16 protein-coding genes and 2 pseudogenes are annotated in these 26,645 nt (G+C 69.2%); 14 read left to right on the top strand and 4 right to left on the bottom strand.

Translation table 11 applies throughout. The annotated features are described in order from the left end of the window. Nucleotides 1-303 precede the first annotated feature (303 nt). Complete coding sequence (locus ACT2CW_RS43310; RefSeq protein ID WP_445520570.1) at nt 304-1,215, top strand: helix-turn-helix domain-containing protein; 912 nt, start codon at nt 304-306, stop codon at nt 1,213-1,215. A gap of 522 nt (nt 1,216-1,737) precedes the next feature. Further along, nucleotides 1,738-2,871: pseudogene (locus ACT2CW_RS43305) on the top strand (IS630 family transposase). A 29-nt stretch (nt 2,872-2,900) separates the two neighbouring features. On the opposite strand, the gene ACT2CW_RS43300 reads toward ACT2CW_RS43305, so the two are convergent. Continuing rightward, nucleotides 2,901-3,530: a TetR/AcrR family transcriptional regulator gene (locus ACT2CW_RS43300; protein WP_445520569.1), complete on the bottom strand. Its 630-nt coding sequence runs from the start codon at nt 3,528-3,530 to the stop codon at nt 2,901-2,903. A gap of 70 nt (nt 3,531-3,600) precedes the next feature. Between ACT2CW_RS43300 and ACT2CW_RS43295 the strand changes: the two genes are divergently transcribed. From ACT2CW_RS43295 to menC, 12 genes are all read left to right on the top strand, one after another. Then, nucleotides 3,601-4,470, top strand: a complete 870-nt coding sequence (locus tag ACT2CW_RS43295) for a ketopantoate reductase family protein (protein ID WP_445520568.1) — start codon at nt 3,601-3,603, stop codon at nt 4,468-4,470. A gap of 648 nt (nt 4,471-5,118) precedes the next feature. After that, nucleotides 5,119-5,862: an ABC transporter ATP-binding protein gene (locus ACT2CW_RS43290; protein ID WP_138913559.1), complete on the top strand. Its 744-nt coding sequence runs from the start codon at nt 5,119-5,121 to the stop codon at nt 5,860-5,862. A 1-nt stretch (nt 5,863) separates the two neighbouring features. After that, nucleotides 5,864-7,771: an ABC transporter permease gene (locus tag ACT2CW_RS43285; protein ID WP_445520567.1), complete on the top strand. Its 1,908-nt coding sequence runs from the start codon at nt 5,864-5,866 to the stop codon at nt 7,769-7,771. Nucleotides 7,772-8,210: 439 nt separating this feature from the next. Further along, nucleotides 8,211-10,343 (top strand): AAA family ATPase, encoded by a 2,133-nt coding sequence (locus ACT2CW_RS43280; protein WP_445520566.1) that lies wholly within the window; start codon nt 8,211-8,213, stop codon nt 10,341-10,343. A 409-nt stretch (nt 10,344-10,752) separates the two neighbouring features. Then, entirely contained in the window at nt 10,753-12,132 is a 1,380-nt protein-coding gene (locus tag ACT2CW_RS43275; RefSeq protein ID WP_445520565.1) for an ABC transporter substrate-binding protein, read from the top strand. Between the two features lie 91 nt (nt 12,133-12,223). Then, a complete protein-coding gene (locus ACT2CW_RS43270) occupies nt 12,224-13,216 on the top strand; it encodes an ABC transporter permease (protein WP_051573729.1) in 993 nt (330 codons plus the stop codon). A gap of 3 nt (nt 13,217-13,219) precedes the next feature. Then, nucleotides 13,220-15,163 (top strand): dipeptide/oligopeptide/nickel ABC transporter permease/ATP-binding protein, encoded by a 1,944-nt coding sequence (locus tag ACT2CW_RS43265; protein ID WP_445520564.1) that lies wholly within the window; start codon nt 13,220-13,222, stop codon nt 15,161-15,163. Continuing rightward, on the top strand, nt 15,160-16,146 hold the full coding sequence (locus ACT2CW_RS43260) for an ABC transporter ATP-binding protein (protein WP_037961000.1): 987 nt from the start codon (nt 15,160-15,162) through the stop codon (nt 16,144-16,146). The genes ACT2CW_RS43265 and ACT2CW_RS43260 overlap by 4 nt, the downstream gene beginning before the upstream one ends. A 142-nt stretch (nt 16,147-16,288) precedes the next feature. Then, complete coding sequence (locus ACT2CW_RS43255) at nt 16,289-19,648, top strand: serine hydrolase (protein ID WP_445520563.1); 3,360 nt, start codon at nt 16,289-16,291, stop codon at nt 19,646-19,648. 52 nt (nt 19,649-19,700) lie between these two features. Beyond that, a complete protein-coding gene (locus ACT2CW_RS43250) occupies nt 19,701-20,834 on the top strand; it encodes a M20 family metallopeptidase (RefSeq protein ID WP_445520615.1) in 1,134 nt (377 codons plus the stop codon). Between the two features lie 23 nt (nt 20,835-20,857). After that, entirely contained in the window at nt 20,858-21,775 is a 918-nt protein-coding gene (locus ACT2CW_RS43245; protein WP_206311560.1) for a GNAT family N-acetyltransferase, read from the top strand. Beyond that, nucleotides 21,772-22,881 carry an o-succinylbenzoate synthase gene (gene menC, locus ACT2CW_RS43240; RefSeq protein ID WP_138911701.1) on the top strand — a complete coding sequence of 370 codons (1,110 nt, stop codon included), beginning with the start codon at nt 21,772-21,774 and terminating at the stop codon, nt 22,879-22,881. Before ACT2CW_RS43245 ends, menC begins: the two co-directional genes overlap by 4 nt. Before the next feature lie 193 nt (nt 22,882-23,074). Here menC and ACT2CW_RS43235 read toward each other — a convergent pair whose 3' ends face one another. The 3 genes and pseudogenes from ACT2CW_RS43235 to ACT2CW_RS43225 all read right to left on the bottom strand — a co-directional run bounded on the left by ACT2CW_RS43235 (nt 23,075) and on the right by ACT2CW_RS43225 (nt 26,576). Then, nucleotides 23,075-24,718 carry a PucR family transcriptional regulator gene (locus tag ACT2CW_RS43235; RefSeq protein WP_138911702.1) on the bottom strand — a complete coding sequence of 548 codons (1,644 nt, stop codon included), beginning with the start codon at nt 24,716-24,718 and terminating at the stop codon, nt 23,075-23,077. A 191-nt stretch (nt 24,719-24,909) separates the two neighbouring features. Beyond that, nucleotides 24,910-25,152: pseudogene (locus ACT2CW_RS43230) on the bottom strand (transposase); the annotation flags it as partial. A 173-nt stretch (nt 25,153-25,325) separates the two neighbouring features. Continuing rightward, nucleotides 25,326-26,576 (bottom strand): MFS transporter, encoded by a 1,251-nt coding sequence (locus ACT2CW_RS43225; RefSeq protein ID WP_037961014.1) that lies wholly within the window; start codon nt 26,574-26,576, stop codon nt 25,326-25,328. Nucleotides 26,577-26,645 lie beyond the last annotated feature (69 nt).

Here is a 26,645-nt window from a genome sequence, read left to right as displayed (position 1 = left end):
AGACCGCGGCTTGGCCGGGCGACGCCCGCAGACCGGGTCCCACAGGTCGACAAGTTGTTCCTCTGGTACCGGCGTATCAGCTGTGTGCTGGGGGGAGAGGTTGACCGGGCCGGGCATGAGACAGGACAGGGCCGCGGTGGGCAGGTAGACAAGCCCGGTGTCGGCGGCCTGGTCGAAGGTGAGGAGGCGCGTGCTGTCGCCGCTGGCGGTGGTGAGGGAACTCAGCAGCACCCTGGAGAACTTACGGAATGTCGCACTGAGGTGCTTGAGTATCCAGCGGCTGGAGGGTCCAGGATCTCGTCCATGGACGACGAACGCCCCGACGTGCTCACCATCGGCCAGCTCGCGCACCGCACCGGACTTCCGGTGCGTACCCTGCGCTTCTGGTCGGATGTGGGAGCGGTGCCGCCCGTGGCCCGCTCCGCCAGCGGTTACCGGCTGTACGACGCCGACGCCGTGGCCCGCGTCGAGCTGGTCCGCACTCTGCGGGAGCTGGGCCTCGGGCTCGACGACGTGCGTCGGGTGCTGAGCGGTCGGACCACGGTCGCCGAGGTCGCCAACGCGCACGTGGCCGCCCTCGACGCGCAGATCCGCTCGCTCAAGATGAGCCGGGCCGTCCTGTCCACCGTGGCGACCCGTGGTTCCACCGCTGAGGAGACAGCACTGATGAACTGGTTGGCGCGGCTTTCCGCCGTCGAACGCAAGCAGATCATCGACGAGTTCAAGGAGGAGGTGTTCTGCGGTCTCGACGTCGGGCCGCGCCTGCGCGACCGCCTGCACACCTTCAGCATCGAACTGCCCGACGATCCCACACCTGAGCAGGTCGACGCCTGGATCGAACTGGCCGAACTGGTGCGGGACCCCGGCTTTCGCGCCCGGTTGCGCACATGGATGGAACTCAACACGCCCGCACCGGGGCGGCCTCATCCTCCCGGGGCCTCCATCTGGTGGGCCAGGCAGGTCGTGCAGACCGTCGTGGAGGTCAGAAAACGCGGGTTGCCCCCCGAGGGATCGGATGCGGCCGAGGTGCTGTCCGAACTGTTCGGCGACGCCGATTGGAGCGGAGTGCTGCGCAGCCTGGAGGCAGGGATCGAGGCAGGGGCGGAGCGCTATCGCAGACTTGTCGCCCGCGTGCGCGGGCAGGATTCGGCACCTGACGCGACCGAGGAGCTGGAGTGGCTGGCGCGGGCCTTGCGCGCCGCAGATCAAGCCTGACCGGCCCTACTTTGCTTGTGCGTCACTGCGGGTGCCGATAAATCATCCGGCCTGGTCATACGGCAGGTCGGTACTCGTGGAGGCTTCCGCGAGTCGGCGTCGTCGGTGGACCTCCAGCTCTCTCAACGTCTCTGGATCGTCGATCGGGTGAGGGAGTGGGCGGAGCGGTGCGGCTTCGCCCAGGGCTCGGTATGGTCTATACCCGTTGTGGTGGGTCTCGAATTCGCGCAGCGCGTGGAGAAGGTGGCTCTGGTTCCAGATCAGGGTGCGGCCAGGAGTTCGCGTCGGCAGCTCTGTATCCAGCGCTCTATGAAGGAGTTAATCCGCGGTATCTGGATGCCAGTGGTGACGACCCCCAAGCCGGCGTCGGTCACGAGGGCGTCGAAGGCGGCGGTGAACTTCTAGTCTCGGTCCCGGATCAACAACCTGGCCCTACTAGTGCCGCGTCAACCAACGTTCGCCCTGTAGTGCCGCGCTATTTGAAGGACGTGGCCGACAGTGGTCATCCGTCACGCTGTCCTCGTGGCTGAGCGTGTGCGGGTGCGAGAGATCGATGACGACGACGGGCAGCGACTGCTGCGGATTGTGCGCCGGGGCACGGGGCCGGTGGTGACCTGGCGGCGGGCCCAGATGGTGTTGTTGTCCGCGCAGGGCATGCTGGTCGACAACATCGCGACGGTGACGTTCACAAGCCCGGACCGGGTCCGGGACGTGATGCACAACTTCAACGCCGACGGTTTCGAGGCGCTCTACCCCAAGTACCGGGGCGGGCGCCCGAAGACCTTCACCCTCCTGGAACGGCGGGAGATCAAGAAGATCGCCAAGTCCAAGCCCGCCGAGCACAGCCTGCCGTTCTCGACCTGGAGCCTGATCAAGCTGGCCGGCTTCCTGGTCGACGAGGGGGTGGTCGACGACATCAGCCACGAGGGACTGCGCATCCTGCTCCGCGAGGAAGGCGTCACCTTTCAGCGGGTGAAGACCTGGAAGACCTCGAAAGACCCGGACTACGAGGCCAAAAAGGCCCGGGTCGAACACCTCTAGGCTATCGCCGACGGCGAAGTGATACCTGAACCCGGCGAGCCCGAAGTCATCGTCTGCATGGACGAGTTCGGCCCACTCAACCTCCAGCCTCATCCCGGACGCCAGTGGACTGAACGCGGCGGCAAGGGCAAGGACCCCGGCCGCGAACCTCGGCCGCGCCGCCGGGCCACATGCACCCGCCCGCACGGCGTGCGCCACCTTTTCGCAGCCTACGACCTGGGCAAAGACCAGCTCTACGGCCACATCAAGAAGACCAAGAACCGCAGCAAGTTCCTGGAATTCTGCCGCTACCTGCGCTCGCTGCACCCGGCGGAGGTACGCATCGCGATTGTCTGCGACAACTACTCGCCGCACTTGACGACCAAGCGCTGCCAGAGGGTCGGCGCGTGGGCGGCTGCCAACAACGCCGAGATCGTCTACACCCCGACCAACAGCTCCTGGCTGAACAGGATCGAGGCCCAGTTCACCGCCCTTCGCTACTTCGCCCTCGACGGCACCGACCACCTGACCCACAAGGCCCAGGGCAGTATGATCCGCCGATACATCATCTGGCGGAACAAGAACGCCGCCGACAAGCGCCTCACTGCCCTCGTCCACAGAGCGAAAGCTGCCTGACCCGCGCCGACAGCGTCTGTCTTGGGTCGTCAGGGCCGGATCGGTGGCGCACTCATCGCTGCCGTCAGGAACGTGATCGCCCATCGCCGGGCCGCCTCGCCCGCTACCGGGGACACGCAGCCAGGGGAGGGCTGCTGGTGGACCTGGAGGCGGTCGACGGCCGTCACGGCAAAGATCCCCCGCATCCGGAACCACAGCTCCTCCGGGGAAAGGCTGGGCAGTACGCGCGCGAAGGCTGCGAAGTAGCGCTCGCGGACCGAGTCCTCGGCCGGGCCGGTCCAGCTGCGTGCCTCCTCGGCCGGGTCGCTGAGGATCGTCACGATCAGCCGGGACGTCCGGGCGCCGCCCTCGTCGCCGGCCGGCATCTCGTCGAACAGCGGCCCCGCGAATGCCTCCACCAGTTCGCTGACCGTTGGGTCGGGGGTCCGGGCGAGCAATTTGTCGAGTTCGGCGCACTGGGCAGCGGTGATGGGCTCGACCACGCGGCGGGCGACTGCCGCCATCAGCTCCGCCTTCGAGCCGAAGTGGTAGCCGACGGCGGCCAGGTTCGCTCCGGCGAGTTTGGTTATCGCGCGGACCGAGGTGCCGCGGTATCCGTGCTCGGCGAAGAGGTGCTCGGCCGCGTCGAGGATCTGAGTGCGGGTGTCTGGGGTCGCCACACGAGGGACTCTACATATGTTTGAATGAAACGAACGTATGAATCAAACGGACGTATGAAAGAGGGCTGTCATGAAGCTGCTCGTGTACGGCGCCGGGGTTTGCGGCAGCCTGTTCGCCGCCCGCATGCACGAGGCCGGCCACGACGTCTCGCTCCTCGCCCGGGGCGAGCGCCTGACCGCCCTGCGCCGGCAGGGAGTGCAACTCGCCGAGGAAGACGGCCCTGTCAGGCGGGTGCCGGTACCGGTGATAGAGCACCCGGACGGCGGGTACGAGCTGATCACCGTCTTCGTCCGCACCCACCAGGTGGATACAGTGCTGGAATCACTCGCTGGTGTCCGAGGTGACGTGCTGGTCCTGCTCAACTGGGCAGCCGGCCCGGAGACGCTGGGTGCGGTGATCGGCCACGAGCGGGTGCTGCTCGGCTTCCCCGCGACTGGCGGCACGATGGACGGCGACGTGGTCCGCTACCGCAAGACCAATTTCATCACCCGCCGGGTCGCGATGCCGATCGGCGAGCCCGACGGCCGTACCACCCCGCGACTGGTACGGATCGTGGAGACGTTCCGTACTGCCGGGATCAACGCCAAGGCCGAGTCGCAGATGGATGCCTGGCTCAGGACGCACGCCGCGTTCGAGGTCCCGCTCGGTCAGGCGGTACACGCGGCGGGCGGCCCGGTAGCGCTGGCCGACGTCCCGGACGCGGTACGCGGCATGCTCCACCTCATGCGGCAAAACCTCGCCGCGATGGAGACGCCGCCGGTACCTCGCGCGTTCGCCGCGTTGCGGGCTCTGCCGCAAGGGCTCCTTGTGGCCGTGCTCCGGCGCTTCCTGAAGAGCCCGACGGCCGTGCACAGCGGACTCAGCGACCGCTCGCCTGCCACGGCGGCCGAACTCGAGCGGCTGGCCGAACAGCTCCGTGCCCCTGCGGGAGCCCGCTAAGCGACCCAGGACGGCGAAAACCTCACCACGCACACCACCGTCAGCCCCACAGTCCTCGGCCCCACCTCCGCTGGCTCCACGGACGGCAACCGCTGACCTCATGACCGTTTCGGTAGCAATGGAGCGTCCGGCCTTCGGAGTTGGCGTGGCTTTCTCCCCCTTTGGGGCCACGCCCTTCAAATGACGGGGCGCTACAGGGCGAACGTTGGTTGATGCGGCACTAGCCGCGTCTTCCAGGTCCATGAGCAGACTACGCCCGAGCTGAGCTATCCAGTCCGCAGTTGGCTGTGCGGTCGCACCCAAAACCCGGATCCTCCGGGCCGCATGCTCGATGACCGCGAACACGTACAAGGGGGGCGCTCCGGTCAGGGTGCTGACCTCGAAGAGATCGTAGGCGAGCAGCCCCTCCGCTTGGCTGCGTAGGACGTCCGGCCCAGGTCGTGCTCTGCCGTTCGGGTACGGGTGGGACCATAGGGGCCGGGTACGCGGAAGGGGGCGCACCGATGCCGTGATCAATAAAGGGGGAAAGCACGGATGTCTGCCCTTCTGTACGGGGGCTATCCCCCTAAGGGCTCAGGGGCGAGCCCCCTTAAGGGTTGGGGGTGAGCGGGATGGCCGCCGCTGATCGTCGATGGTGGGATGAACGGCATGACGACAACCGTGTCCCCCACCACATCAGCTGTGTCGGTGCAGGCAGTGAGCCGTGTCTACGGCGAAGGTTCCGCGACCGTGCGGGCCGTTGACCAAGTGAGCATCGACTTCCGTTGCGGTACCTGGACTGCAGTGATGGGGCCTTCGGGGTCGGGGAAATCGACCCTTCTGCACTGCGCTGCCGGTCTGGAGAGGGTGGACACCGGGCAGGTGCTGCTCGGTGACACGGACATCACCGCGGCCAGTGACGCGGAGCTCACCGAGATGCGCCGTACCCGCATCGGCTTCGTCTTCCAGAGCTTCAATCTCATCAGTTCGATCACCGCGGCGCAGAACGTGGCCCTGCCGCTCCGGCTGGCGGGGCGGCACCCCAATCGGGCCGAGATCCGGAACGCTCTCACGGCCGTCGGACTGACCGGCCGTGCCCATCACCGCCCGCGCGAGCTGTCGGGCGGTCAGCAGCAGCGCGTGGCGATCGCCCGTGCGATGATCACCCACCCCGAAGTGCTTTTCGCCGACGAACCCACCGGTGCTCTCGACTCGACATCGGCGCGCATCGTTCTGGATCTGCTGCGCGCCATGGCCGACCGGGGCCAGACCATCGTGATGGTGACGCACGACCCGGCCGCGGCCGCGCGGGCCGACTCCACGGTCTTTCTGCGTGACGGCCGCGTCGTCGACCACCTCGCGGGCGCGACCGCCCAGGCCGTCGCCGACCGCCTCGTCGCGCTGGAGCACTGAGATGCTGCACTTGAGCTGGTCCAACTTCGTCGAGCGCTGGACACTCTTCATCGGCGCCATCGTGACCGTGTGCCTCGGTGTGGCGCTTGTGCAGTCCTCGCTGCTCCTCCTGCTCACGGTGGCCACCCTCGATGCCCCGTCGCACCTGTCCGCCCTCGGCCGTATGGAGTTCACCGAGACGAAGCAGGTCGCGGTGACCCTCATCGCCGTGACACTGGCCTTCTCCGCCTTCCTCGCCGTCTTCATCATCGGCTCGACCTTCGCCTTTACCGTCGCCGAACGCCGCCGGGACTTCGCCCTGTTGAGGCTGGTCGGGGGCGACCGGCGCCAGCTTCGCCGCATGCTGCTCGGCGAGGCGGTGTTGCTCGGCGCGATCGGTGCCGCCGTCGGCATACCGGTTGGGGTCGCCGTCATGTCCTTCCAGACGTGGCTTCTTAATAGGATGCGGTTCGTGCCTGTCGGGTTCGAGGGTGAATGGCGCGGTTGGATCCTCGCGGTCTCGGTGTCGGCCGGTATCGGCCTCGCGGTAGCCGGAGTGCTGCTGGCAGCCCGGCGCGCCTCGCGTGTGCGCCCCCTGGAGGCGCTGCACGAGACCGGTAAGGCGGCCCATGTCATGACCCGAGGCCGCTGGATCATCGGGCTGCTCTTCGCTATGGGCGCCGGGGTGCTGATCGGCGTCTCACCCGCCGGGGGCCCGGCGGGCGGCCAGGCCATGGCCGAGGTGGTCTCGCTCTGCGCGGCGCTGGCGTTCACCGCGATGAGCCCCCGTCTGGTGACCCTGTTCGCCAGGCTCCTGCCGGTCCGCTCCAAGGCGGTGATCGGCACGCTTGCCAAGGCCAACCTCCGGGACGGGGTACGGCGCAGCGCGTCCACGGCAGCGCCCCTCATCGTGCTCGTCGGCCTCGTGCTGGGCCAGTTCGGCGCGCTCACCTCCTTCGCGGCTTCCGGCCAGGACCAGAAGCGGGCAGGTACCGTTGCCGATCTGGTGGTCGAGGCGAACGGTCCGGTCAGCCCGAGGTTCGCTGCGGTGCGGGGGCTCGCGCACGTGTCCACCGAGATCCAGGTGCCGGTCGCCGTCAGGACGGGCAACGGCGAGATGGCTACGACCGAGATCGGCCGGGCCTTGATCGTCGACCCGGCGGCATATCCGCACGCACACCCCGGCAGCGGCTCACTCGACGCCCTGCGCGGCAAGGCCGTCGCCGCGGGACCCGGCGGGGACCTCATCTCCCGGGGCGACCACGTCGGTGCACGGATCGGAGATACCGATCTTGGGTCGCTGCCCGTCGTCGCGAAGGTGCCTGAGGCGATGAGCGGGGGAGCGGCGCTCATCCTCCCGTCCGGGTTGGTGCCCGCTTCGGCGCTGGCCGACGCCACCTCTCAGACGTTCGTGACCCTGAGCCCCGGTGCCGACGAACAAAAGATCACCCAGGCGCTTTCCCGTATCGGCACCGTCCGCGGCCTGGACGACTGGCTCGACCGGGACGCGGCCGAGAGCAGCGCCACGAGTGCGGACATCTTCGTCGTGGTGATGGGGCTCGGCGGGATGTACGCCCTCGTCGGTGTGATCAACGCCGTCGTGATCGCGGCGGCCTCACGCCGCTCCGAGTTCGCCGCCGCACGAGCGACCGGCCTCACCCGCAAGCAGGTCGGATACATGGCGCTGGCGGAGGCGTGGGCGGTCACCGCTATCGGCCTGGTGTTCGGCGGTCTCGCCGCGGCGGGTACGTACGTCGCCGTCGTGGTCACCACCGCGGCGGTCACCGGAACTGCGACGCTCGTGGTGCCCTGGACGCTGATCCTCGCCATCGGCGCTGGCGCGTTCCTCGTCACCGGCGCCACGAGTGTCCTCACCTCCTGGTGGGCGACTCGTCCGAGCCCGGTGACGCTGCTGGGGGCCCGGGAGTAGAGACTGCGGGACGCGCCCGTCTCATCGATGTGCCCCATTGATCCACCGACTCCCGAGTCACATAAGCGACCGTCCGAGCGGGCCGGTGCGGTCATCGACGACCACGGTGTGCCGGGCCTGCCAGGAGGCCAAGCCCGGCTGCTGGCACAGTGGTTGGGGCGGACGAGGATGTCGCTGATCGCTTGGTCCCTCGTACCAAGACAAGGTCCGAGCCCGCCGGGCAGGCTGGACGCAGGAGTGATCCGGGCGGACACGCCACGGCCCGCCGCTGACGTGGCGGCGGCCGGGGAAACCGGTACTGGCCGTCGCCGCGTGGGCGCGCGGCCTGGGCCGAATCGGTTCGAGTGCCTTCCGGGGATCTCCGGTATGCCGCCATCGGCGCCGGTGGATCGCCTCGGCGGCCTTCTGATCGGCGGAGTCAGGGAGGCTGACATCAGTAATGGTGAACCGTATCGGCTCTTCGGAACGCCTGGGCGGTGGTCGAGGGGCGTGCGACCGGTTCCGGGAAGCCCGTAAGAAGGCGTTCTTCGGGCGGAAGGAGGAGCTGGCCCTGCTGCGCTCGGTCTTCTGTGACGAGGACCGTCCCTTCTCCGTCTTCTGGATCCATGGCCCCGGCGGAGTGGGGAAGTCGACACTGCTCCAGCACTTCGCCGATCTCGCCCGGGAGGAGGGAACGCCCTGCCGCCTGCTGGACGCCCGGAGGCTCGGGCCGGTGAGCAGTCTGAGCGAGGCCCTGGGGTCCGACACCTGGCCCGACGGCATCCGGCTGCTGCTGATAGACACGGCCGAAGAGCTCAGGCCCGAGTTGGTCCAGTTGCATGAGTGGTTCGTCAAGTCCGCACCCGAGGGAGCGCTGTTGGTCATGGCCAGCCGTCAGTGCCCCCCTGTGAAATGGGTGACGGACAGTGCCTGGTGGGGAAGGGTGCACACGGTCCACCTGGACAACCTCGGGCCGGACGACGCGGCGGAAGTGCTCAGGCACCGGAACGTGCCGGAACGGGATGTGCCGCAGGTACTGCGCTTCACGCACGGTCATCCTCTGGCACTCGTGCTCACAGCCGGTGCCGTCTCCGCCCGTAGCGATACCAGTCGGCCATGGGCGGCCGAGGAATCGCCTGACGTCAGCGCGGAGTTGGTGCGACAGTTCGTGCAGGACGTCACGCCGCTGCACCACATCCCTTCGGAGCTGCAACGCGGGGCACTGGAGATACTCGCCACGGCGCGGGTGACCACGGAGAGGGAACTGCGCGCGTGCACATCGGCGGCCTTCCACGCGCACAGCCAGGAGCTCTTCGAGTGGTTGCGGGGGCTGTCCTTCGTTCGTGCCTACCGCGACGGCCTCGTACCGCACAGCACAGCCCGTGAGGCGCTGATGGCCAACCTGCGGTGGAGGGACGCCTCGAGGTACGAGCGTGTGGTCCGGGGGTTGCACCAGCACATCATGGCGCGGCTCCTGACCATGAACCATGTATGCGGCCGGCGGGAAGCTTGCGACCTGCTGTACTTGGGCCGTGCGACCGGCGTCTTACGCACCCCCTTCCCCTACGATGTGGTCTTCGGTACGAATGCCGCCCCGAACGACCACGTCGCGGCCATGTCGCTGATTGAGCACGGCGAAGGCCCGCAGGCCGTCCGACTGGCGGAGGACTGGTGGCGCGCCCAGCCGCAGGCATTCACCATCTTCCGCGGGCCGCGCAGGAACGTCGAGGCTCTGCTGGTCACCGTGCGGGTGACCTCGAACGCGGTGGCGGTGCCGGAGGATTCCGTGGTCGGCGCGGCACTCGACTGGACTATGGCGCACGCGCCACTGCGACCGGGCGAGCACCTTCTCGTTACCCGCTGGACGCTGGTCCACGACCAGCGCGAACAGGACTGGGCAAGCGCCGACTTCTCGATCGCGGGCGCCATGCTGTCACGTTGGGTGTGCCCTCCCGGCCCGGCGGTGAGCTACACATGTCTGCGCGAGGGCGAGCCCTGGTCCCCGTACCTCACGATCCAGGACCACCAGAGGCTCGAGCTCGTGGAGGACGTCGCGTCGAAGCGCAGGGTGCCTTACGTGCACGACTGGCGCACCGACCCACCGACGGTCGTCCTTGCCCGGCTCGCGGAGCAGCAGCTGCACCCGGCTCAGGCCGAAGCCGACGTCGGCTTCGCCGACCCCGAGGTGATGCTGGCACGCACCGAGTTCACCGAGGCCGTCAAGGAGGCGTTCCGCAATCTGCACCGTCGCGACGTATTGGTCGGGAGCGCATTGCTGCGCTCCCGCCTGGTACCCGCTCACGGCGGAGCGGACGGCGTCCGGCGGCTCCTCATGGACGTTGTAGCGATGACGGCGAGGTCACCGCTGGACGCCGAGGCCGCGCACGTTCTGCGCGTTTCCTTCCTGGAAGGCGCACGCAGTCAGCAAGCGGCCGCCCACCGGCTGGGCCTGTCCTTCAGCACGTACCGTCGGCGGCTCGCCGCGGCGCTCCAGCTCATGGCCGACCAGCTGTGGGAGTGGGAGTGCGACCGGGCCCGGTCACCGCGGCCTTCGCGGGAGCCGGGCCACGGCCCTCACCCGTACCATCCGTAACGCGGCCCGGCGCACACCCGTACAGAAGACCCACGCCCTGGCGGCGGGCGGTCCCGAACCAGTCCGGGCCAGCCCATTCCCTGCCGTCTCAGCGGCACATACGAAACCCGCTGCCGTATCTGGTCGCATCGCACAGAGACAGGCGGTGTCCGGGCGGGCAGGCTGCGGACTGCGGACCCGACTTGGAGGCACAATGAAACCTGTCCAGGCCGTCGCGGTCATTGGCGTAACGGCGCTGTCGCTTTCCGCGTGCAGCGGTTCGGCTGGCCCGTCCTCTGCCGAAGGGGGCGCGTACCAGGACGGCAAGACGTTCACGATGGTACTCGAGGCCGACCCCGGAAACCTTGATCCGCATTTCACCTCGCAGTCGAGCACTTGGCAGGTCGACCGGTTCCTATACGACTCCCTGGTGAACATCGACGAGCACGGCAAGATCGTCCCGGGGCTGGCGAAGACCTGGCATGCCACCACTACCAGGGCGACCTTCACCCTGCGCAAGGGCATCACCTGCTCCGACGGCAGTCGGCTCACGGCCCGTGACGTGGCGGCGAACATCAACTTCGTCGCGGAACCCAAGAACGCCTCGACGCGCCTCGGTGTGTTCGTGCCCCCAGGAGCGAAGGCGGTCGGCAACGACACGGCGGGCACCGTGACGGTGACCTCCGCGACGCCGGACTCCTTCCTCGACCGCAACCTCGGCGGTCTGCACATCGTGTGTCCCAAGGGGATGAAGAACCGCACCCTGATCAAGCAGAAGGCCGCGGGCACCGGCATGTTCGAACTCACCGAAGCCGTCCCCGGCGACCATTACACGCTGACCCGGCGCAAGGACTACGCGTGGGGCCCCGGCAACTGGAAGACCGTCCAGAAGGGCCTGCCGGACAAGGTCGTCCTCAGGGTCATCTCCAACGAATCCACGGCCGCCAATCTCCTCCTCGCGCGGGAGGTCAACCTGGTCACGCTGATCGGCCCCGATAGACAGCGACTCCGTGGGCTGAAGCTGGTCGAGCGTGAGGTGGTCTCACCGTTGGGTGAGCTCTGGTTCAACCAGGCGGACGGGCTGCCGGGCGCTGACGAGAAGGTGCGGCGCGCACTGACCCAGGCGCTGGACCTCGACGCGCTCGCCAAGGCGCTGACCAGCGGGTCGGGCAAGCCGGCGACCGGGCTGGTGGCTCCCGGGATGGGACCGTGCAGCAAGGACACCGTCCGCGGGAACCTGCCCTCCCACGACTTGGACGCGGCGAAGTCGGCGCTGGACACCGCCGGCTGGCGCACTGGTCCGGGAGGAGCCCGCACCAAGGGCGGCAAGAAGCTGATGCTCACGTTCTACTACTCGACCAGCACGGGAGCGACGCAGCAGGCAGCCACCGCTGAGCTGGTGCAGAAACAGTGGAAGAGCCTCGGCGTGCGCGTCACCCTCAAGGGTGCGACGGACGCCGAGAGCGGCAAGCTCGTCGTCGGCGGCGAAGGGGCGTGGGATGTGGCCATCCTTCCGCTCGGCGTCGCACTGCCCACCGAGGCCGTGTCCTTCCTCTCGGGCCCGAGGCCGCCCAAGGGCCACAATTTCGCCGCCATCGACAACAAGCCGTACACAGCCGCAGTCGGTGAGGCATCGGGCATCGCCGGCACGGGCGGCTGCCAGACGTGGGCGAAGGCGGAGAAGCACATCTTCCGGCACGTGGACCTCGTACCGTTCGTGAACGCGGTGACTCCGAAGCTCGCGCAGGGGGCGACGTTCGAACTCAGCCAGGGGGCTGTGACACCCGGGTCGATCCGCATGACGGGCTGAGCCGGTATCGCACACGCACAACGAATGTTCCTGAATTCCTACAGAGGAAGCGCAATGGATCGCCAGGCACGAGACGACGGAGGCCGTTCTGGTGACTGCTCCGACCGCCAGTGAACAGGGGTTCCCAGGTCTCCTCGACAACCGCTGGGCCCGCTTCGCACTCCGGCGACTTGGACTGCTGCTGGTGTCCCTGTGGGTGCTGATCAGCGCCTCCTTCTTCATGATTCACCTCATACCCGGGGACCCGGTACGCGCGGCCCTGGGCACCACGGCCTCGCCGGACCTGGTGCGCCGACGCAAGGCGGAGCTGGGCCTGGACGACTCGCTGTGGCTTCAGTACCTGCACTACCTGCGGGACGTCATATCGGGGGACCTGGGCACCTCGATGATCTCCGGGCTGGATGTCTCCCACATGATCGGTGACCGGCTCCCGGCGACCCTGGAACTGGCCGTCGCGGCCTTCCTACTGGCCGTCCTCGTCTCGATCCCCATCGGACTGGCCATGGCGGCGCTGACCCGGGGCGGCCTGCGCCGGCGGACCGAACTCGCCTTCACGTCGACGAGCGTCGTACTGGCCGTTATCCCGGAGTTCCTGCTGGCCGTGGGGCTGGTGTACGTGTTCGGCGTGCAGTTGGGGTGGGCCCCGGTGGCCGGGCGGTTCGGCATCAGCTCCTACGTCCTGCCGGTCCTGTCGCTCGCGGTGGGCCCGGCGGCCGTCCTGGCGCGGATCGTGCGGGTGGAGACGCTGGCGGTCCTGCAGGCAGACTACATGCGTACCGCCCGCGCGAAACGTCTGCCCCCGCGGCTGGTGTACCTGCGCCACGCGATGCCCAACGCGTTGACGGCGACCCTTACCCTCGGCGGGCTGATGCTCAGCTCGATGGTGGCCGGCACCGTCCTGGTGGAGAGCGTCTTCGCCTGGCCCGGTCTCGGCAGCACCATCGTCCAGTCGATCCTGGTCAAGGACTTCCCGGTGGTTCAGGGCATCGTGCTCGTCTACGGAACCGGGGTGCTGCTGGTCAACCTCGCCGTCGACGTGGCGCTCGCACTGCTCGACCCGCGCTCGACCATCATGGAGGGCTGACCGATGACATCACGCGTTACACCGCACGTCCTGCGGGTGCTGCGCACTCCGGTGGGTGCCTGTGCGGCGGCCCTGGTCGCCGCCGTGCTGATCCTGGCCGTGCTGGCGCCCCCGCTCTGGTCGGCCGACGCCAACGCGGTCGACACGAGTCAGATCCTCCAAGGGGCCTCGACACAGCACTGGATGGGCACCGACCGTCTGGGCCGAGACATCTTCTTCCGGGTGCTGGTGGCAACCCGCCTGTCCGTGCAGCTCGCGGCGCTCGCGACGGCGATCGGTGTGGTGGCCGGTCTGCTGCTGGGCACGGCCCCGCTGCTGCTCGGAACCCGCTGGGGGCGTCCGGTGACGGCGGTCGTGAACGTCGCCGTCGCCTTCCCTGGGCTGCTGCTGGCCCTGTTCTTCGCCGTGATCTTCGGAGTCGGCAGCACGGGCGCCGTGCTGGCGATCGGCCTGGCGTCGGCTCCCGGCTGCGCCCGTCTGACGCACGCCCTGATCTCGGGCATCGCGGGACGCGACTTCATCGCTGCGGCCCGCGTCGCGGGGGTGGGCCGTTTCCGGGTGGTCCTGCGGCACGTACTGCCCAACATCGGCGAACCGCTGATCGTCAATGCGACTATCATGGCGGGGACTTCACTGTTGGCGTTCGCTGGCCTCTCCTTCCTCGGCCTGGGCGTGCAGGCCCCGGACTACGACTGGGGACGCATGCTCGGCGACGGGCTCAGCGCTATCTACGTGCACCCCTTTGCCGCGCTCGCGCCCGGCGTGGCCGTCGTGACGGCCGGACTGGCGTTCAACCTGTTCGGCGAGGCTCTCGCGCGAGCCGTCGGGCTGGACGCCCGTACCGCCGCGGTGTCCCGGGGCGCGCGTACCCCCCTGCCCGCGGCGCCTCCGTCCGACAAGTCACCGGCGGTGCGGTCCTCCTCGGACACGGTGCTGTGCGTGGAGAACCTCCACATCTCCGTCCCAGGGCCCTGCGGGTTGGTCATCCCCGTGCGCGGCGTCAGCTTCGCGCTGCGGCGGGGGGAGGCCGTCGGGGTTGTAGGCGAATCCGGATCCGGCAAGAGCCTGACCGCCATGGCGATCGCCCAACTCGTGGAGGAGCCGGGCAGCGTGAGTGCCGACCGGCTCGCATTCATAGGGGAAGACCTCCAGCGCCTTTCCCCCCGCTCGCTGCGGCGCTTGCTCGGCACATCGCTGGCCATGGTCTTCCAGGACCCGATGACATCGTTCAACCCGGCCCAGCGGGTCGGCCGCCAACTGGCCGAGGTCGCCGAAGTGCACCAGGGGCTGGACCGCGCGAAGGCACTGGCCCGAGCGGTCGACCGGCTGCGCGCGGTCCGCATCCCGGGGCCGGAGCGGCGGGCCGGACAGTACCCGCACGAGTTCTCCGGCGGTATGCGGCAGCGGGCGGTGATCGGCATGGGCCTCATGGGCAGCCCGGCGCTCATCGTGGCCGACGAACCCACGACCGCCCTCGACATGACCGTCCAGCGGCAGGTGCTGCGCCTGCTCGCCGAGGTACGCGAGGCCGACGATGTCGCCCTGCTGCTCATCAGCCACGACATCACCGTCGTCGAGCAGAACTGCGACCGGGTGCTGGTCATGTACGCCGGCCGTATCGTGGAGGACCTGGCTGCCAAGGACCTGCGCACCCAGGCACGCCACCCCTACACGCAGGCTCTGCTGGCCGCGGTGCCGAGCATGACCATGGACCGGGACCAGCCGTTGGTGTCCATCCCCGGCAGCCCCTTCAGCCCGGCCGACGTGCCCGGGGGCTGCGCCTTCGCGCCGCGCTGCCCGCTCGCCGACGAGAAGTGCGCCGATGCCGTGCCCCCGCCCGTGGATGACGGCCACGGACAGCTGACTGCCTGCTGGCACACCGACCTCACGGACCGAAGCGACCGGCCGCAGACACACCGCATGCAAGGGGTGGGGGAGACACAGTGACCGAGCTTCGCTTCGAGAGCGCCACCGTCCGGTACGGCAGCCGGCGCCGCGGCACGACCGCCGTCACCGATGTAAATCTCACCGTCCCCGACGGCAAGGTCGTCGGGCTCGTCGGTGAGTCCGGCTCGGGCAAGTCCACCCTCGCGCGCGCCGCGGTGGGCCTGACACCACTGGCGGCCGGACGCATCCTCTTGGACGGGCAGCCTCTGCGGACCGCGCAGCGTGCCGGTACCCGGCGCCCCCTGCAGATGGTCTTCCAGGACCCGTATTCCTCGCTGGACCCACGCATGACCATCGGCGCCTCCATCGCCGAGGCCATCCCCAGAAGGCACCGCCAGGGAGCAAAGGCGCGCCGGGCGGAGGTCGTCCGGCTGCTCGGACTGGTGGGCCTGCCCGCCGACCGCGCCGCGGTCTACCCCGCGGATCTCTCGGGGGGGCAGCGCCAACGCGTGGCGCTGGCCCGCGCGCTGGCGGGGCAGCCCGACGTCCTCATCGCCGATGAGATCACCTCGGCCCTGGACGTCTCCGTCCAGGGCACCGTGCTCAACCTCGTCCGCGACCTCCAGCGGCGCATGGGCCTGTCCATGCTGTTCATCTCGCACAACCTCGCGGTCGTGCGCTACGTCGCCGACATCGTCGCGGTCATGTACCTGGGCCGGATCGTCGAGTACGGGCCCGCCCACGAGGTACTGAACCACCCGCAACACCCCTACACGCGCGAGTTGCTCGCCGCCGCCCCGGGGGCACCGGACGCCGCAGCGGACCAGACACGGGCGGACGGCCCCGGCCCGGCCGTGGCGGAACCGGCCGACCCGCACCATCCGCCCGCCGGCTGCCACTTCCATCCACGCTGTCCCATGGGCCCTGCGATGTTCGGCGACCGTGAGGTCTGCCGCCAGCGGACCCCCAGCCCCGAGGGCCATCGGCATCTCGCCGCCTGTCACTTCGCGACACCCCTCACGGAAGCCGGCCCCGTTTCATGACTGGCCCACGCGGTGTCGCTCACATCGATCGGCTTGTCGCTCACACCAATCGGCACCGTTCCGGTTCGCTCAGGCAGATGAAGTATCGACCGAGCCTTCGCACGAGGCTGCTAGCAGCCGCCATCCGAATGAGGAGTACCTGGTGACCCGAGGCCAGCGCATCGACGACCTGAACGTCATCGCCATTCCGGAACAGCCCGCGCTGTCCCCGGACGGCACCCGGAGCGTGTACGTGCTGCGGACCGTCAATACCGGGGCCGACCGCAACGAGCGGGCCATCTGGCTCGCCGGATCGCGCACCGGTCGGCCTGTGCGGCTCACCCACGGCAGTGCGGACTCCGCTCCGGCCTGGTCCCCCGACGGCCGCAGCGTGGCCTTCCTGCGTGCCCAGAACGGCCCCCCGCAGGTCTGGTTGCTGCCTATGGAGGGCGGAGAACCGGAGCAGCTGACCTCGTTGCCGCTGGGGGCGGGCGCGCCCGTGTGGAGCCCCGACTCCACCCGCATCGCGTTCTCCACCGCGGTGGACCTCGCCGCGGGCGACGAGGAGGACAGCTCCGCGCAGCCGCGGTCCTCAAAGGACCCCATCGTCGCCGACCGGCTGGATTACCAGGCGGACGGCGCGGGGCTGTTGCGGTCGGTGCGAGGACATCTGCACGTGCTCGACGTGCGCTCCCGGGAGTGCCATCAGGTCACCACCGGTGACTGGCACGCCGGAGGGCCGTCCTGGTCGCCCGACGGGAAGACCCTGGCCTTCACCGCGGCCACGGCGTCCGACGCGGACCTGCGGTACCGGGCACCGGTCCACCTTCTCGACGTGCACGACCGCACGGCGGCACCGCGGCAGATCGGCCTCGTCCAAGGAAGCGGCGGGCCGATCATCTGGACCCCCGACGGGTCGGCCCTGCTCGTGGTGGGCACGGCCAAGGGCCCCGTGGGCCAGGCCGGCCTGCACCGTCTGGCCGTGGACGGCAGCGGGAGCACCGACCTCGCCGCGCCACTCGACCGCAATGTGATGCCCGGCGGGCCCGCCTATCCGGGTGCTGCGCCGCAGCTCACGGGTGACGGCGAGACCGTGCTGTTCTGCGTGCGTGACCGAGGCTGCACCCATGTGTACTCCGTACCGGCCACTGGCGGCACGCCCCGCGCGGTCGTCGCGGGCGCCGGACGGCACGTGCTGGGAATGTCCGTCATGGGCAGCACCGCCGCGATCGTGCTGGCCACCCCCATGTCCTACGGTGAGATCGTCTTCGTCGACCTCACCAGCGGCACGGAGACGGTGGCTACGGAACACGGCGCCGTATTCGAGGGCACCGAGCTCTACCCGCGCCAGGAGCGCGACTTCCACATCTCCGACGGCACCGTAGTTCACGGCTGGCTGATCCGCGACTCGGCCGCGCAGGGACCCCAGCCGCTCCTCCTGGACATCCATGGAGGGCCGCACAACGCGTGGAACGGTGCGGCCGATGACGGGCACCTGTACCACCAGGAACTCGTCGCCCGGGGCTGGACCGTGCTGCTGCTCAATCCGCGTGGCAGCGACGGCTACGGCGCCGCGTTCTACAACGGCGCGATCGGCGCCTGGGGCGAGGCGGACGCGAAGGACTTCCTGGAGCCGGTGGACACCCTCGTCGCGGAAGGCATCGCCGACGGCGCACGGCTCGCGGTCTCCGGTTACAGCTACGGCGGCTATATGACCTGCTACCTGACGAGTCGCGACGGTCGGTTCAAGGCGGCGGTGCCCGGTGGCATGGTGGGCGACCTCACCAGCATGGTGGGCACCGCCGACGGCGGCCAGTACCTGAGCACCTACGAACTCCGCGGCCGCCCGTGGGAAACGCCCGAACGGTTCGCGGCCATGTCACCGCTGGCACGGGTCGGGCAGGTGACCACACCCACGCTGATCCTCCACGGCACCGAGGACCGGGCCTGCCCGGTGGGCCAGGCCCAGCAGTGGCACACCGCCCTGCGCGAACGGGGAGTGCCCGCCCGGCTCGTGCTCTACCCGGGCGGCACTCACCTGTTCATCCTCGAAGGACAGCCCTCGCACCGCATCGACTACGGCCGACGCCTCGTCGACTGGGTGGAGCAGTACGCCGGCAGCGCCGACGGGCCTCGGCGTGCGCGCATCGACGCCCGACACTGGCAGCGACGGCTGACCGAGCTCGCTCACAAGCACGGCGTCCCGGGAGCCGTGCTCGGCATACTGCGTCTGCGGCCGGGCGGGGAGGACGAACTCGTCGAGGCCGCGTACGGAGTCCTGAACAAGGACACGGGCGTCACCACGACCACGGACTCCGTGTTCCAGATCGGCTCCGTGTCCAAGGTGTGGACGACGACTGCCGTCATGCAGATGGTCGACGAGGGACTGCTGTCCCTGGACACCCCCGTCATCGATCTGCTGCCCGAACTGCCGCTCATCGACGCCGAACTCGCCAAGCGGGTGACCATGCGGCATCTGCTCACGCACACCAGTGGCATCGACGGTGACGTCTTCACCGACACGGGCCGCGGGGACGACTGTCTGGAGCGGTACGTGGCCCAGCTGTGCGACGTGGCGCAGATCCATCCGCTCGGAGCCACCTGGTCCTACTGCAACTCCGGCTTCTCCCTGGCCGGCCGCGTCATGGAGAAGCTGACCGGCCAGACGTGGGATGAGGCCATGCGCAAGCGCCTGTTCGAGCCGCTCGGGCTTGAACGCACCGTGACGCTGCCCGAGGAGGCGCTGCTGCACCGCACGGCTGTCGGACACGACAGCGAGGCGACGCAGGAGCCGGTCAGGGCCCCCGTGTGGGGGCTGCCCCGGTCGCTCGGGCCCGCCGGTCTGATCAGCGCCAGCGCGGCTGACGTCCTGCGTTTCGCGCGTCTGCACCTCACCGGGGGCCTCACCGAGGACGGTACGCGGATCCTGAGTGCGGAAAGCGTCGCCGCCATGGCCGACAAACACGCGGACCTGCCCGACAAGCACATGCTCGGTGACTCCTGGGGCCTGGGCTGGATCCGCCTGGCGTGGGATGGACAACGACTCATAGGCCATGACGGCAACACCATCGGCCAGGCCGCCTACCTGCGGCTGCTGCCCGGCGAGAACCTCGCCGTCACCCTGCTCACCAACTGCGGCGACGCCCGCGACCTGTACATGGAGCTGTTCCGCGAGATCTTCGCCGAACTCGCCGACGTCACCGTGCCGCAGCCGCTGGCACCCCCGGCGGTACCCGTCCCGGTGACCGCGGACACTCACCTGGGCACCTACGAGCGAGCCGGCACGAAGTACGAGGTGTTCCACGCAGACGGCGGGCCGATGCTGCGAGAGACGGTCACCGGGCTCCTGGCTGAGCTGACTCCCGAACCGGTGCACGAGTACCCGATGGTGCCCGTCGAGGACAACCTGTTTCTGGTGTTCGAGAAGCGCACCCGGACCTGGATGCCGGTGACCTTCTACACACTCCCGACGGGGGAACGGTACGTGCATTACGCCGTGCGCGCCACGCCCAAGGTGGCCTGACGTGGGGGAGCAGACGTCTCTCGTCACGCACATGGGCTCCCGTCTGCCGGCGATGCTCGCGGACATCGAGGCGCTGGTGACGTGTGAGTCGCCCTCCTCGCATCCGGCCGCCGTCTCCGCCGGGGCCGAGGCCGTGGCCCGCATCGGTGAGCGCCTCCTGGGGGAGTCGGCCGAGCGGATCGTCATCGATGGCACGACCCATGTGCGGTGGAGGTTCGGGGAGGGCCCGTCACGGGTACTCGCCCTGGGGCATTACGACACCGTCTGGCCGCTCGGATCGCTGACGCGGCACCCCTTCACGGTCGAGAACGGGGTGCTGCGCGGACCCGGCTGTTTCGACATGAAGGCCGGTGTGGTGCTCGCCCTGCACGCGGTCGCCTCCCTGGCGGACCGATCGGGGGTGACCGTCCTCCTCACGGGCGATGAGGAGATTGGTTCGCCGACGTCGCGGGCGCTCATCGAGGCCGAGGCCACCGGATGCGCCGCGGCACTCGTCCTGGAGGCATCGGCCGACAACGGCGCGCTGAAGACCGAACGCAAAGGGGTGTCGCTGTACCGCCTGCGGGTGTCGGGCCGTGCTGCCCACGCCGGCCTGGAGCCGGAACGCGGCGTCAACGCGGCCCTTGAGCTGGCACACCAGGCCCTCGCGATCAGCGCGATAGGCGATGCCGCACGTGGCACGAGTGTCACACCTACCCTCATGACAGCGGGTACCACGGTGAACACCGTGCCCGCGGAGGGGGAGCTCGCTGTCGACGTGCGTGTCCGGGACGCACGCGAACAGTGCCGGGTGGACAAGGAGTTCAGGGCACTGCGTCCGGTGCTGGACGGGGCCCGACTGGAGGTGACGGGCGGCCCCAACCGGCCGCCCCTGTCCCGTACGGCGTCGGCGCACCTGTACGAGCGTGCCGCGGTGCTGGCCGGCGAACTGCGTCTGCCGCCCCTGGCGGCCGTCGCCGTGGGAGGCGGCTCCGACGGCAACTTCACCGCCGGTGTCGGCACACCGACGCTCGACGGACTCGGTGCCGTCGGCGGTGGAGCCCACGCCGAGGACGAGCACGTGCTGGTGGACACGCTGCCGCACCGCGCGGCGCTGTTGTCGGCCCTGATGAGCGAGTTGCTCGCGGAACCCGGTGGGCCGCAGGTGGCTGACTCCTACGCCGCACCCGGTGTGAAGAGACCATGACCGAAGCCGAAGGGGTTGTGCCCATGCAGAGTGTGGCCGGGGCCCAGAGCCCGCCCGCCGGAGGACCTCCGGTGTGCGAGACCGCCGCCGAAGCCGTGCGGGCCGCCGACCGTGCCGCCCGCGCGGCGGGTGTCACCTTGCGGGAGATCGCTGAACTCGACGGTCTCGTTGCCGTCTATCAGCTGTACGACAACATCTGGCGTCCCGACCCGAGCAACCCGCCCGTGACTACCGAACTGCTGCGTGCCCTCACCAAAGGGGGCAACTATGTCGTGGGCGCCTTCGACGGCGACGAGCTCATTGGTGCCTGTGTCGGCTTCTTCAGCGCACCCGCCGACAAGGCGCTGCACAGTCACGTCGCGGGGGTATCCGCCCGGGGACGCGGCCGCAGTGTCGGCTTCGCCCTGAAGGCGCACCAGCGGGGCTGGGCCCTGCGACGGGGTGTCTCGGCCATCACCTGGACCTATGATCCCCTGGTCAGCCGCAATGCGTACTTCAATCTGGGAAAACTGTCGGCCGCCGTGGTGGAGTACCTCCCCAACTTCTACGGAGGGATGAACGACGGCATCAATGGAAGTGATGAGAGCGACCGACTGTTCGTGCGCTGGCAGCTCGACAGCCCCCGTGTCGCGACGGCGTGCTCGCAGGCGAGGGCCTCGTTCTCCGATGGCACCGGGGCGGAGGCCGCGGTGACGGCGCTGGCACGGTCACAGGAGGGAGGGCCGCTGCTGGGCGCGCTGGAGGGGGAGACCGTGTTCGTGGCGGTTCCCCGTGACATTGAGACACTCCGCAGGACGCATCCGGAACAGGCCAGGAAGTGGCGTGCCGCGGTGCGCGATGTGCTCTCGGCGCTGCTGGCCGACGGTGCGCGGGTGGTGGGCTTCGAGAGATCCGGCCGGTACGTCGTCAGCCGCGCGACGGTGAGGGGAGACGCGTTGTGAAACTGTTGAAAGTGGAGCTGCGGAGGGTGCGTATGCCGCTCGTGGCTCCCTTCAGGACATCGTTCGGCACGGAGTCGGAGAGGGACATCCTGCTGTTACGTGTGGTCAGCGATGACGGCACGGAGGGCTGGGGAGAGTGCGTGGCGCTGTCGCACCCGTTCTACTCGTCGGAGTACGTGGACGCCGCCAAGGACGTGCTGACGCGCTACATGATCCCCGCGGTCGCGGCCGCCGAGCGGCAGGACGCCGGGTCCATCGCGCCGACGTTGGCGGGGATCAAGGGGCACCGCATGGCCAAGGCGGCCCTCGAAATGGCCGTGCTCGACGCCGAACTGAGCGCGCAGGGCCGGACGATGGTACGCGAGCTGGGCGGTGTGCGCGAACGCGTGCCCTGCGGGGTGTCGGTGGGCATCATGGAATCCGTCGACGAGCTCGTCGAGGCGGTGGCGGGCTATCTGGCACAGGGCTATGTGCGGATCAAGCTGAAGATCCAGCCCGGGTGGGACATCGCGCCGGTCCGGGCAGTGCGTGAACGTCTCGGTGACGGGTTCCAACTGCAGGTGGACGCCAACACGGCCTATACGCGTGGCGACGCCCGTCACCTCGCCGGACTCGACCCGTTCGATCTGTTGCTGATTGAGCAGCCCCTCGACGAGGCCGACATCCTCGGCCACGCCCAACTGGCCAGGACCGTCCGCACGCCCATCTGCCTCGACGAATCGATCACCTCGGCACGCTCTGCCGCCGATGCGATCGAGCTAGGGGCCTGCCAGGTCGTCAACATCAAGCCGGGACGCGTGGGCGGTTATTTGGAGGCACGCCGGATCCATGACGTCTGCGTGGCCCATGGCGTGCCCGTGTGGTGCGGAGGGATGCTCGAAACCGGACTGGGGAGGGCGGCCAACGTCGCGCTCGCCGCACTGCCGGGATTCACGTTGCCTGGGGATACCTCCGCCTCGGACCGGTACTACCGCTCGGACATCACGGCGCCGTTCGTGCTGAAGGCGGGCCATCTCTGTGTGCCGACGGGCCCGGGGATCGGCGTGGCACCCATCCCTGAGGAACTGGCAGCCGTGACGTACGAAACCGAATGGCAGTCCTTTTGACGACGATCTCCCGAGTGGGCCGCCGTGAAAGGGAGGGGAGGAAAGGGAAGGAGTGGAAGAGACACCTGCCCGTCTCGGGGCGGCCCCGTTGTTCGTCCCGGTGCTGGGGCAGCCGAACGCGGGCGGGCAACGGTCGTGGTGAGCCGCACCCGTGCACCGGGCCCGGACAGCCGTCGGCGCGCAGGCCGAGCGATTACTCCTCAGGGACGACGATGCGCAGCTGAAGCATCGCGGCGAAACGGGTGTCGGGGTCGTTGAGGTCGATGCCGCCCACCTCGGCGACTCGACGCAGTCGGTAGCGGAACGTGTTCGGGTGCACGTACACCGCTTTGGAGGCGGCGATGACGTCCCCGAAGGCGTCCAGCCACGCGCGCAGTGTCTCGATCAGCTTGGCGTTGTGCCTGTCGTCGTAGGCGATCAGCCGCGCGACCGGCCCGGTGGGCCGGTCGCCTCGGGTCGCGGCCAGGTCGCGCATCTGGAGTATCAGGGACTCGACATGCACGTCGGCGAGGCACGCCACGCGGCGGTCCTTGGCACCGCCCGCGCGCAGGACCCCGAGGACGCGGTCGGCCCCCGCGCGCGCGTCGGCCAGGCCGGCCGCGTTGGAGGCCGTGGGACCCACCGCGATGACGGCGTGCATCCGGTCGCCCACGCGCTCCAGGAAGTCGGTGGCGATGCGGACGGCGCGCTGCTCGCCGTCTCCGTCCTCCGGGACCGGCAGGAGCCCGTAGGCGACATCGCCGACCAGCGCGGCCGCGCAGCGCGGGTGCACGGCGCCGAGATGCATCGCGAAGGCGTCGCCGAGCCGCTGCCATTCGGTGGCCAGGGATGCGTCGCCGGTGTGAGTGAGCTCCTCCATGGTGGGCCCCGGTATCCCGAGCGCGAGGACAGTCACGGGTTGTTTGGCGAGGCCGAGTCGGCTGAGGGCTTCCCGTGCACCGATGCCGCCCTTCAGCGCCGTGCTCAGCAGGTCCGTGCGGAGCCGGCGCTCGACGTCCGACCCGGCCCGGATGCGCATCATGTGCAGCGCCAGCACCTTCGCGGCCTCGCGCAGCGCACGGGCACGTTCCTCGCTCAGCGGTTCGCGTACCGCCGCCCAGATGGAACCGAGTACCTCGTCCCCGGCGTGCACCGCGACCGCCACACGCGGCAGGAACGGTTCGTCCAGCCCCGTCGGCAGCGACTCGATGTACACCGGCTCGTCGCTCCGATACAGCTTGCGGAGGATGCCGCGCTCGGCCAGAAGGCGTGAGTAGAGCTCGGGCACTTGGCGGCCGAGGACGGTCTGGACGCGTGAGCTGTCGGCTTCGTCCTGGCGGCCGGAGAAGGCGAGGACGCGCAGACTGCGGTCCTCGATCGTCACCGGGGCGTCCAGCAGGGCTGCGATCGCGTTGGCGAGGGCGAACAGGTCGCCCGACGGCAGGCCTCCCACGGTCTCGGACTGGGAGAAGGCTACGTCGCCCTCAGCAAGGATGCTGCGCAGCAGTGCGGCGAGCTGCGTCCAGGAGGCGCCGTGGGTCAGGGCGAGCACGGCGACACCGGTCTCGCGGGCGGCCTCGGCCAGGAGCGGCGAGGCAGGGACCGGAGCCCGTAGGACAAGCCCCGCCGCTCCGTACTGGCCGAGCGTCCGCAGGAGCCGGACCGTTTCCTCGGGCTCGCGCACCCCAACGCCCAGCACCAGTGCGTGCGGCGGCAGTACGGGCTCCTCGAACGGGTCGTAGATGACCACGCTGCCAATGTCGTCGTGGTTTTTCGGAGCTCCGTGGACGAGCTCCAACAAGGTGGCACCGAGGTCGTCCAGGACGCGACCGAGACTGGCGTTGGGTTTGGCGTTCACAGACACGAGTACCGTCCGAAGCTGTGATGCGGAAGGTTGCATTCTACGGTCGAACAGACCCATTTGACGCTGAACGGGAAGGTTGGGCGGTCGCGGGTGCTGAAGCCTTCCCGTCCTTGTCCGGGCCCGATCGGACGGAACGCCCCGTCGCGGGGCGGATTCCGGGGACGTTGTAACACGCGGTTTGTTGATCAAGTTGCGAGCAGCTTAACGAGGCGCTCGGCTGGGGTTTCCCAGTCGAGTGTTTTGCATGGGCGGCTGTTGAGTTCGGCGGCGACAGCGACCAGGTGCTCGCGGCTGTGCTGGAACAGGTCGGTGCCCTTCGGGAAGTACTGCCGCGGCAGTCCGTACGTGTTCTCGTTGGAGCCGCGCTGCCAGGGGCTGCTGGGGTCGCAGAAGTAGACCGGGATGTCGGTGGCCATGGTGAATGCCTTGAGGCGGCCATGTCCGAGCCGGAGGCGGGCCCGAATGGCTGCGCCGGCCCAGGGTGCCCCCGCCGTCAATCGTTACCTTCAGCGGTTCGGCAAGCAGGTTCGCCTGCCGCTCGTCCAGGGCCGCCTCCACCACCGGTACTGAGTGCGTAACGCGGTGCGGCCCCGGGGCCGGTTCACTCGTGGACTGTTGGCTTGCGGTGGACCGAGATCGGCGACAGGGCGAGCGCCGCTATAGCTGCGGCGCAGGCCAGGGCATAGAAGCCCCAGGGGTAGGCGATGCCGGCGGTGACCAGCGTGCCGAGCAGGTAGGGGCCGAGGATGGCTCCGAGACGGCCGATCCCGGCGGTGAGGCCCAGGGCCGTCGCCCGCAATTCTGGGGGGTAGAGCTGGGTTGTCCAGGCGTATACGAGGACCTGGGCGCTGAAGACGAACACCCCGGTGACGAGCACGGCGCTGAAGACCAGGACCTGGCTCTGCAACCGGATCGACAGTAGCGCGAGCAGCGTGGCGGCCAGGGCGAACCACATGAGCGTCGTGGTCTTGTGCCCAGTGTGGTCCGAGACCCGGCCGGCCACGATCAGCCCGATCACGGCCCCGATGTTGAGGATCAGCAGGAGGCCGGTGCCCGCCTGGATCGAGTAGCCCGCCTGCCCCATGATCCGGGGCAGCCAGGTGTTCAGCCCGAACACCAGCAGCAGGCCCATGAAAGACGCCGCCCATAGGGCGAGGCTGGTGATGAGGTTCGCGCCCCGGACGACGTCGGCTCGGTACTGCCGCACGGGCGCGGGCGAGGTCTCTCGCTGCCGGTCGGCCGCGATGTAGGTCTCGGACTCGGGAAGCTTGGCCCACAGCAGCGGGAGCAGCGCGATGCCCAGCAGGCCGCCGGCCACGAACATCGACCGCCAGCCAAGCTCGGGCACGAGGACGAGCCCCAGCAGTGCGGTCAGGACAGCGCCGGCGTGATTGCCGGTCATGGCTGTGGTGACCGCTGTCGCGTTCTTCCCGTCGCGGGCGTGTTCGGAGATGAACGCCAGCGAGGTCGGCAGACAGGCACCCAGTCCGACGCCGGCAACGAAGCGCAGAATGATGAAGGCGGTCATCGTGGGGGCAAACCCGTCGGCGAGAGTCGCGACGGAGAAGAGTGCGATGCTGCCGAGCAGGGTGCGACGCCTGCCCCAGCGGTCGGTCAGCGGGCCGGTGGCCACAGCCCCGAGACTGACACCGACGAGACCCAGAGTCGAGGCCGTCGTCAGTGAGGCGTCGGTGAAGCCGAGGTCTCTCGTCTTGGACAGGGTGGGGATCACCACGCCGAGCACCACGAGATCGAAACCGTCGAGCGCGACCGCGATCCAGCAGAGCACGGTGGGCCATAGGCCGGGTGTCGAGCTGTTGAGAGGAGTATTGGTGGGTGTGGCTTTCCGCATCGTCAGCCTCCTTCGCTGGGCTGTTGCGACAGTCACAGTCCACCTGTCCTCGGGACTAGCGTCGGTGTC

The sequence above is a fragment of the Streptomyces sp. NEAU-174 genome, from assembly GCF_052665095.1.
This window is presented reverse-complemented; position numbering and strand designations above follow the sequence as displayed.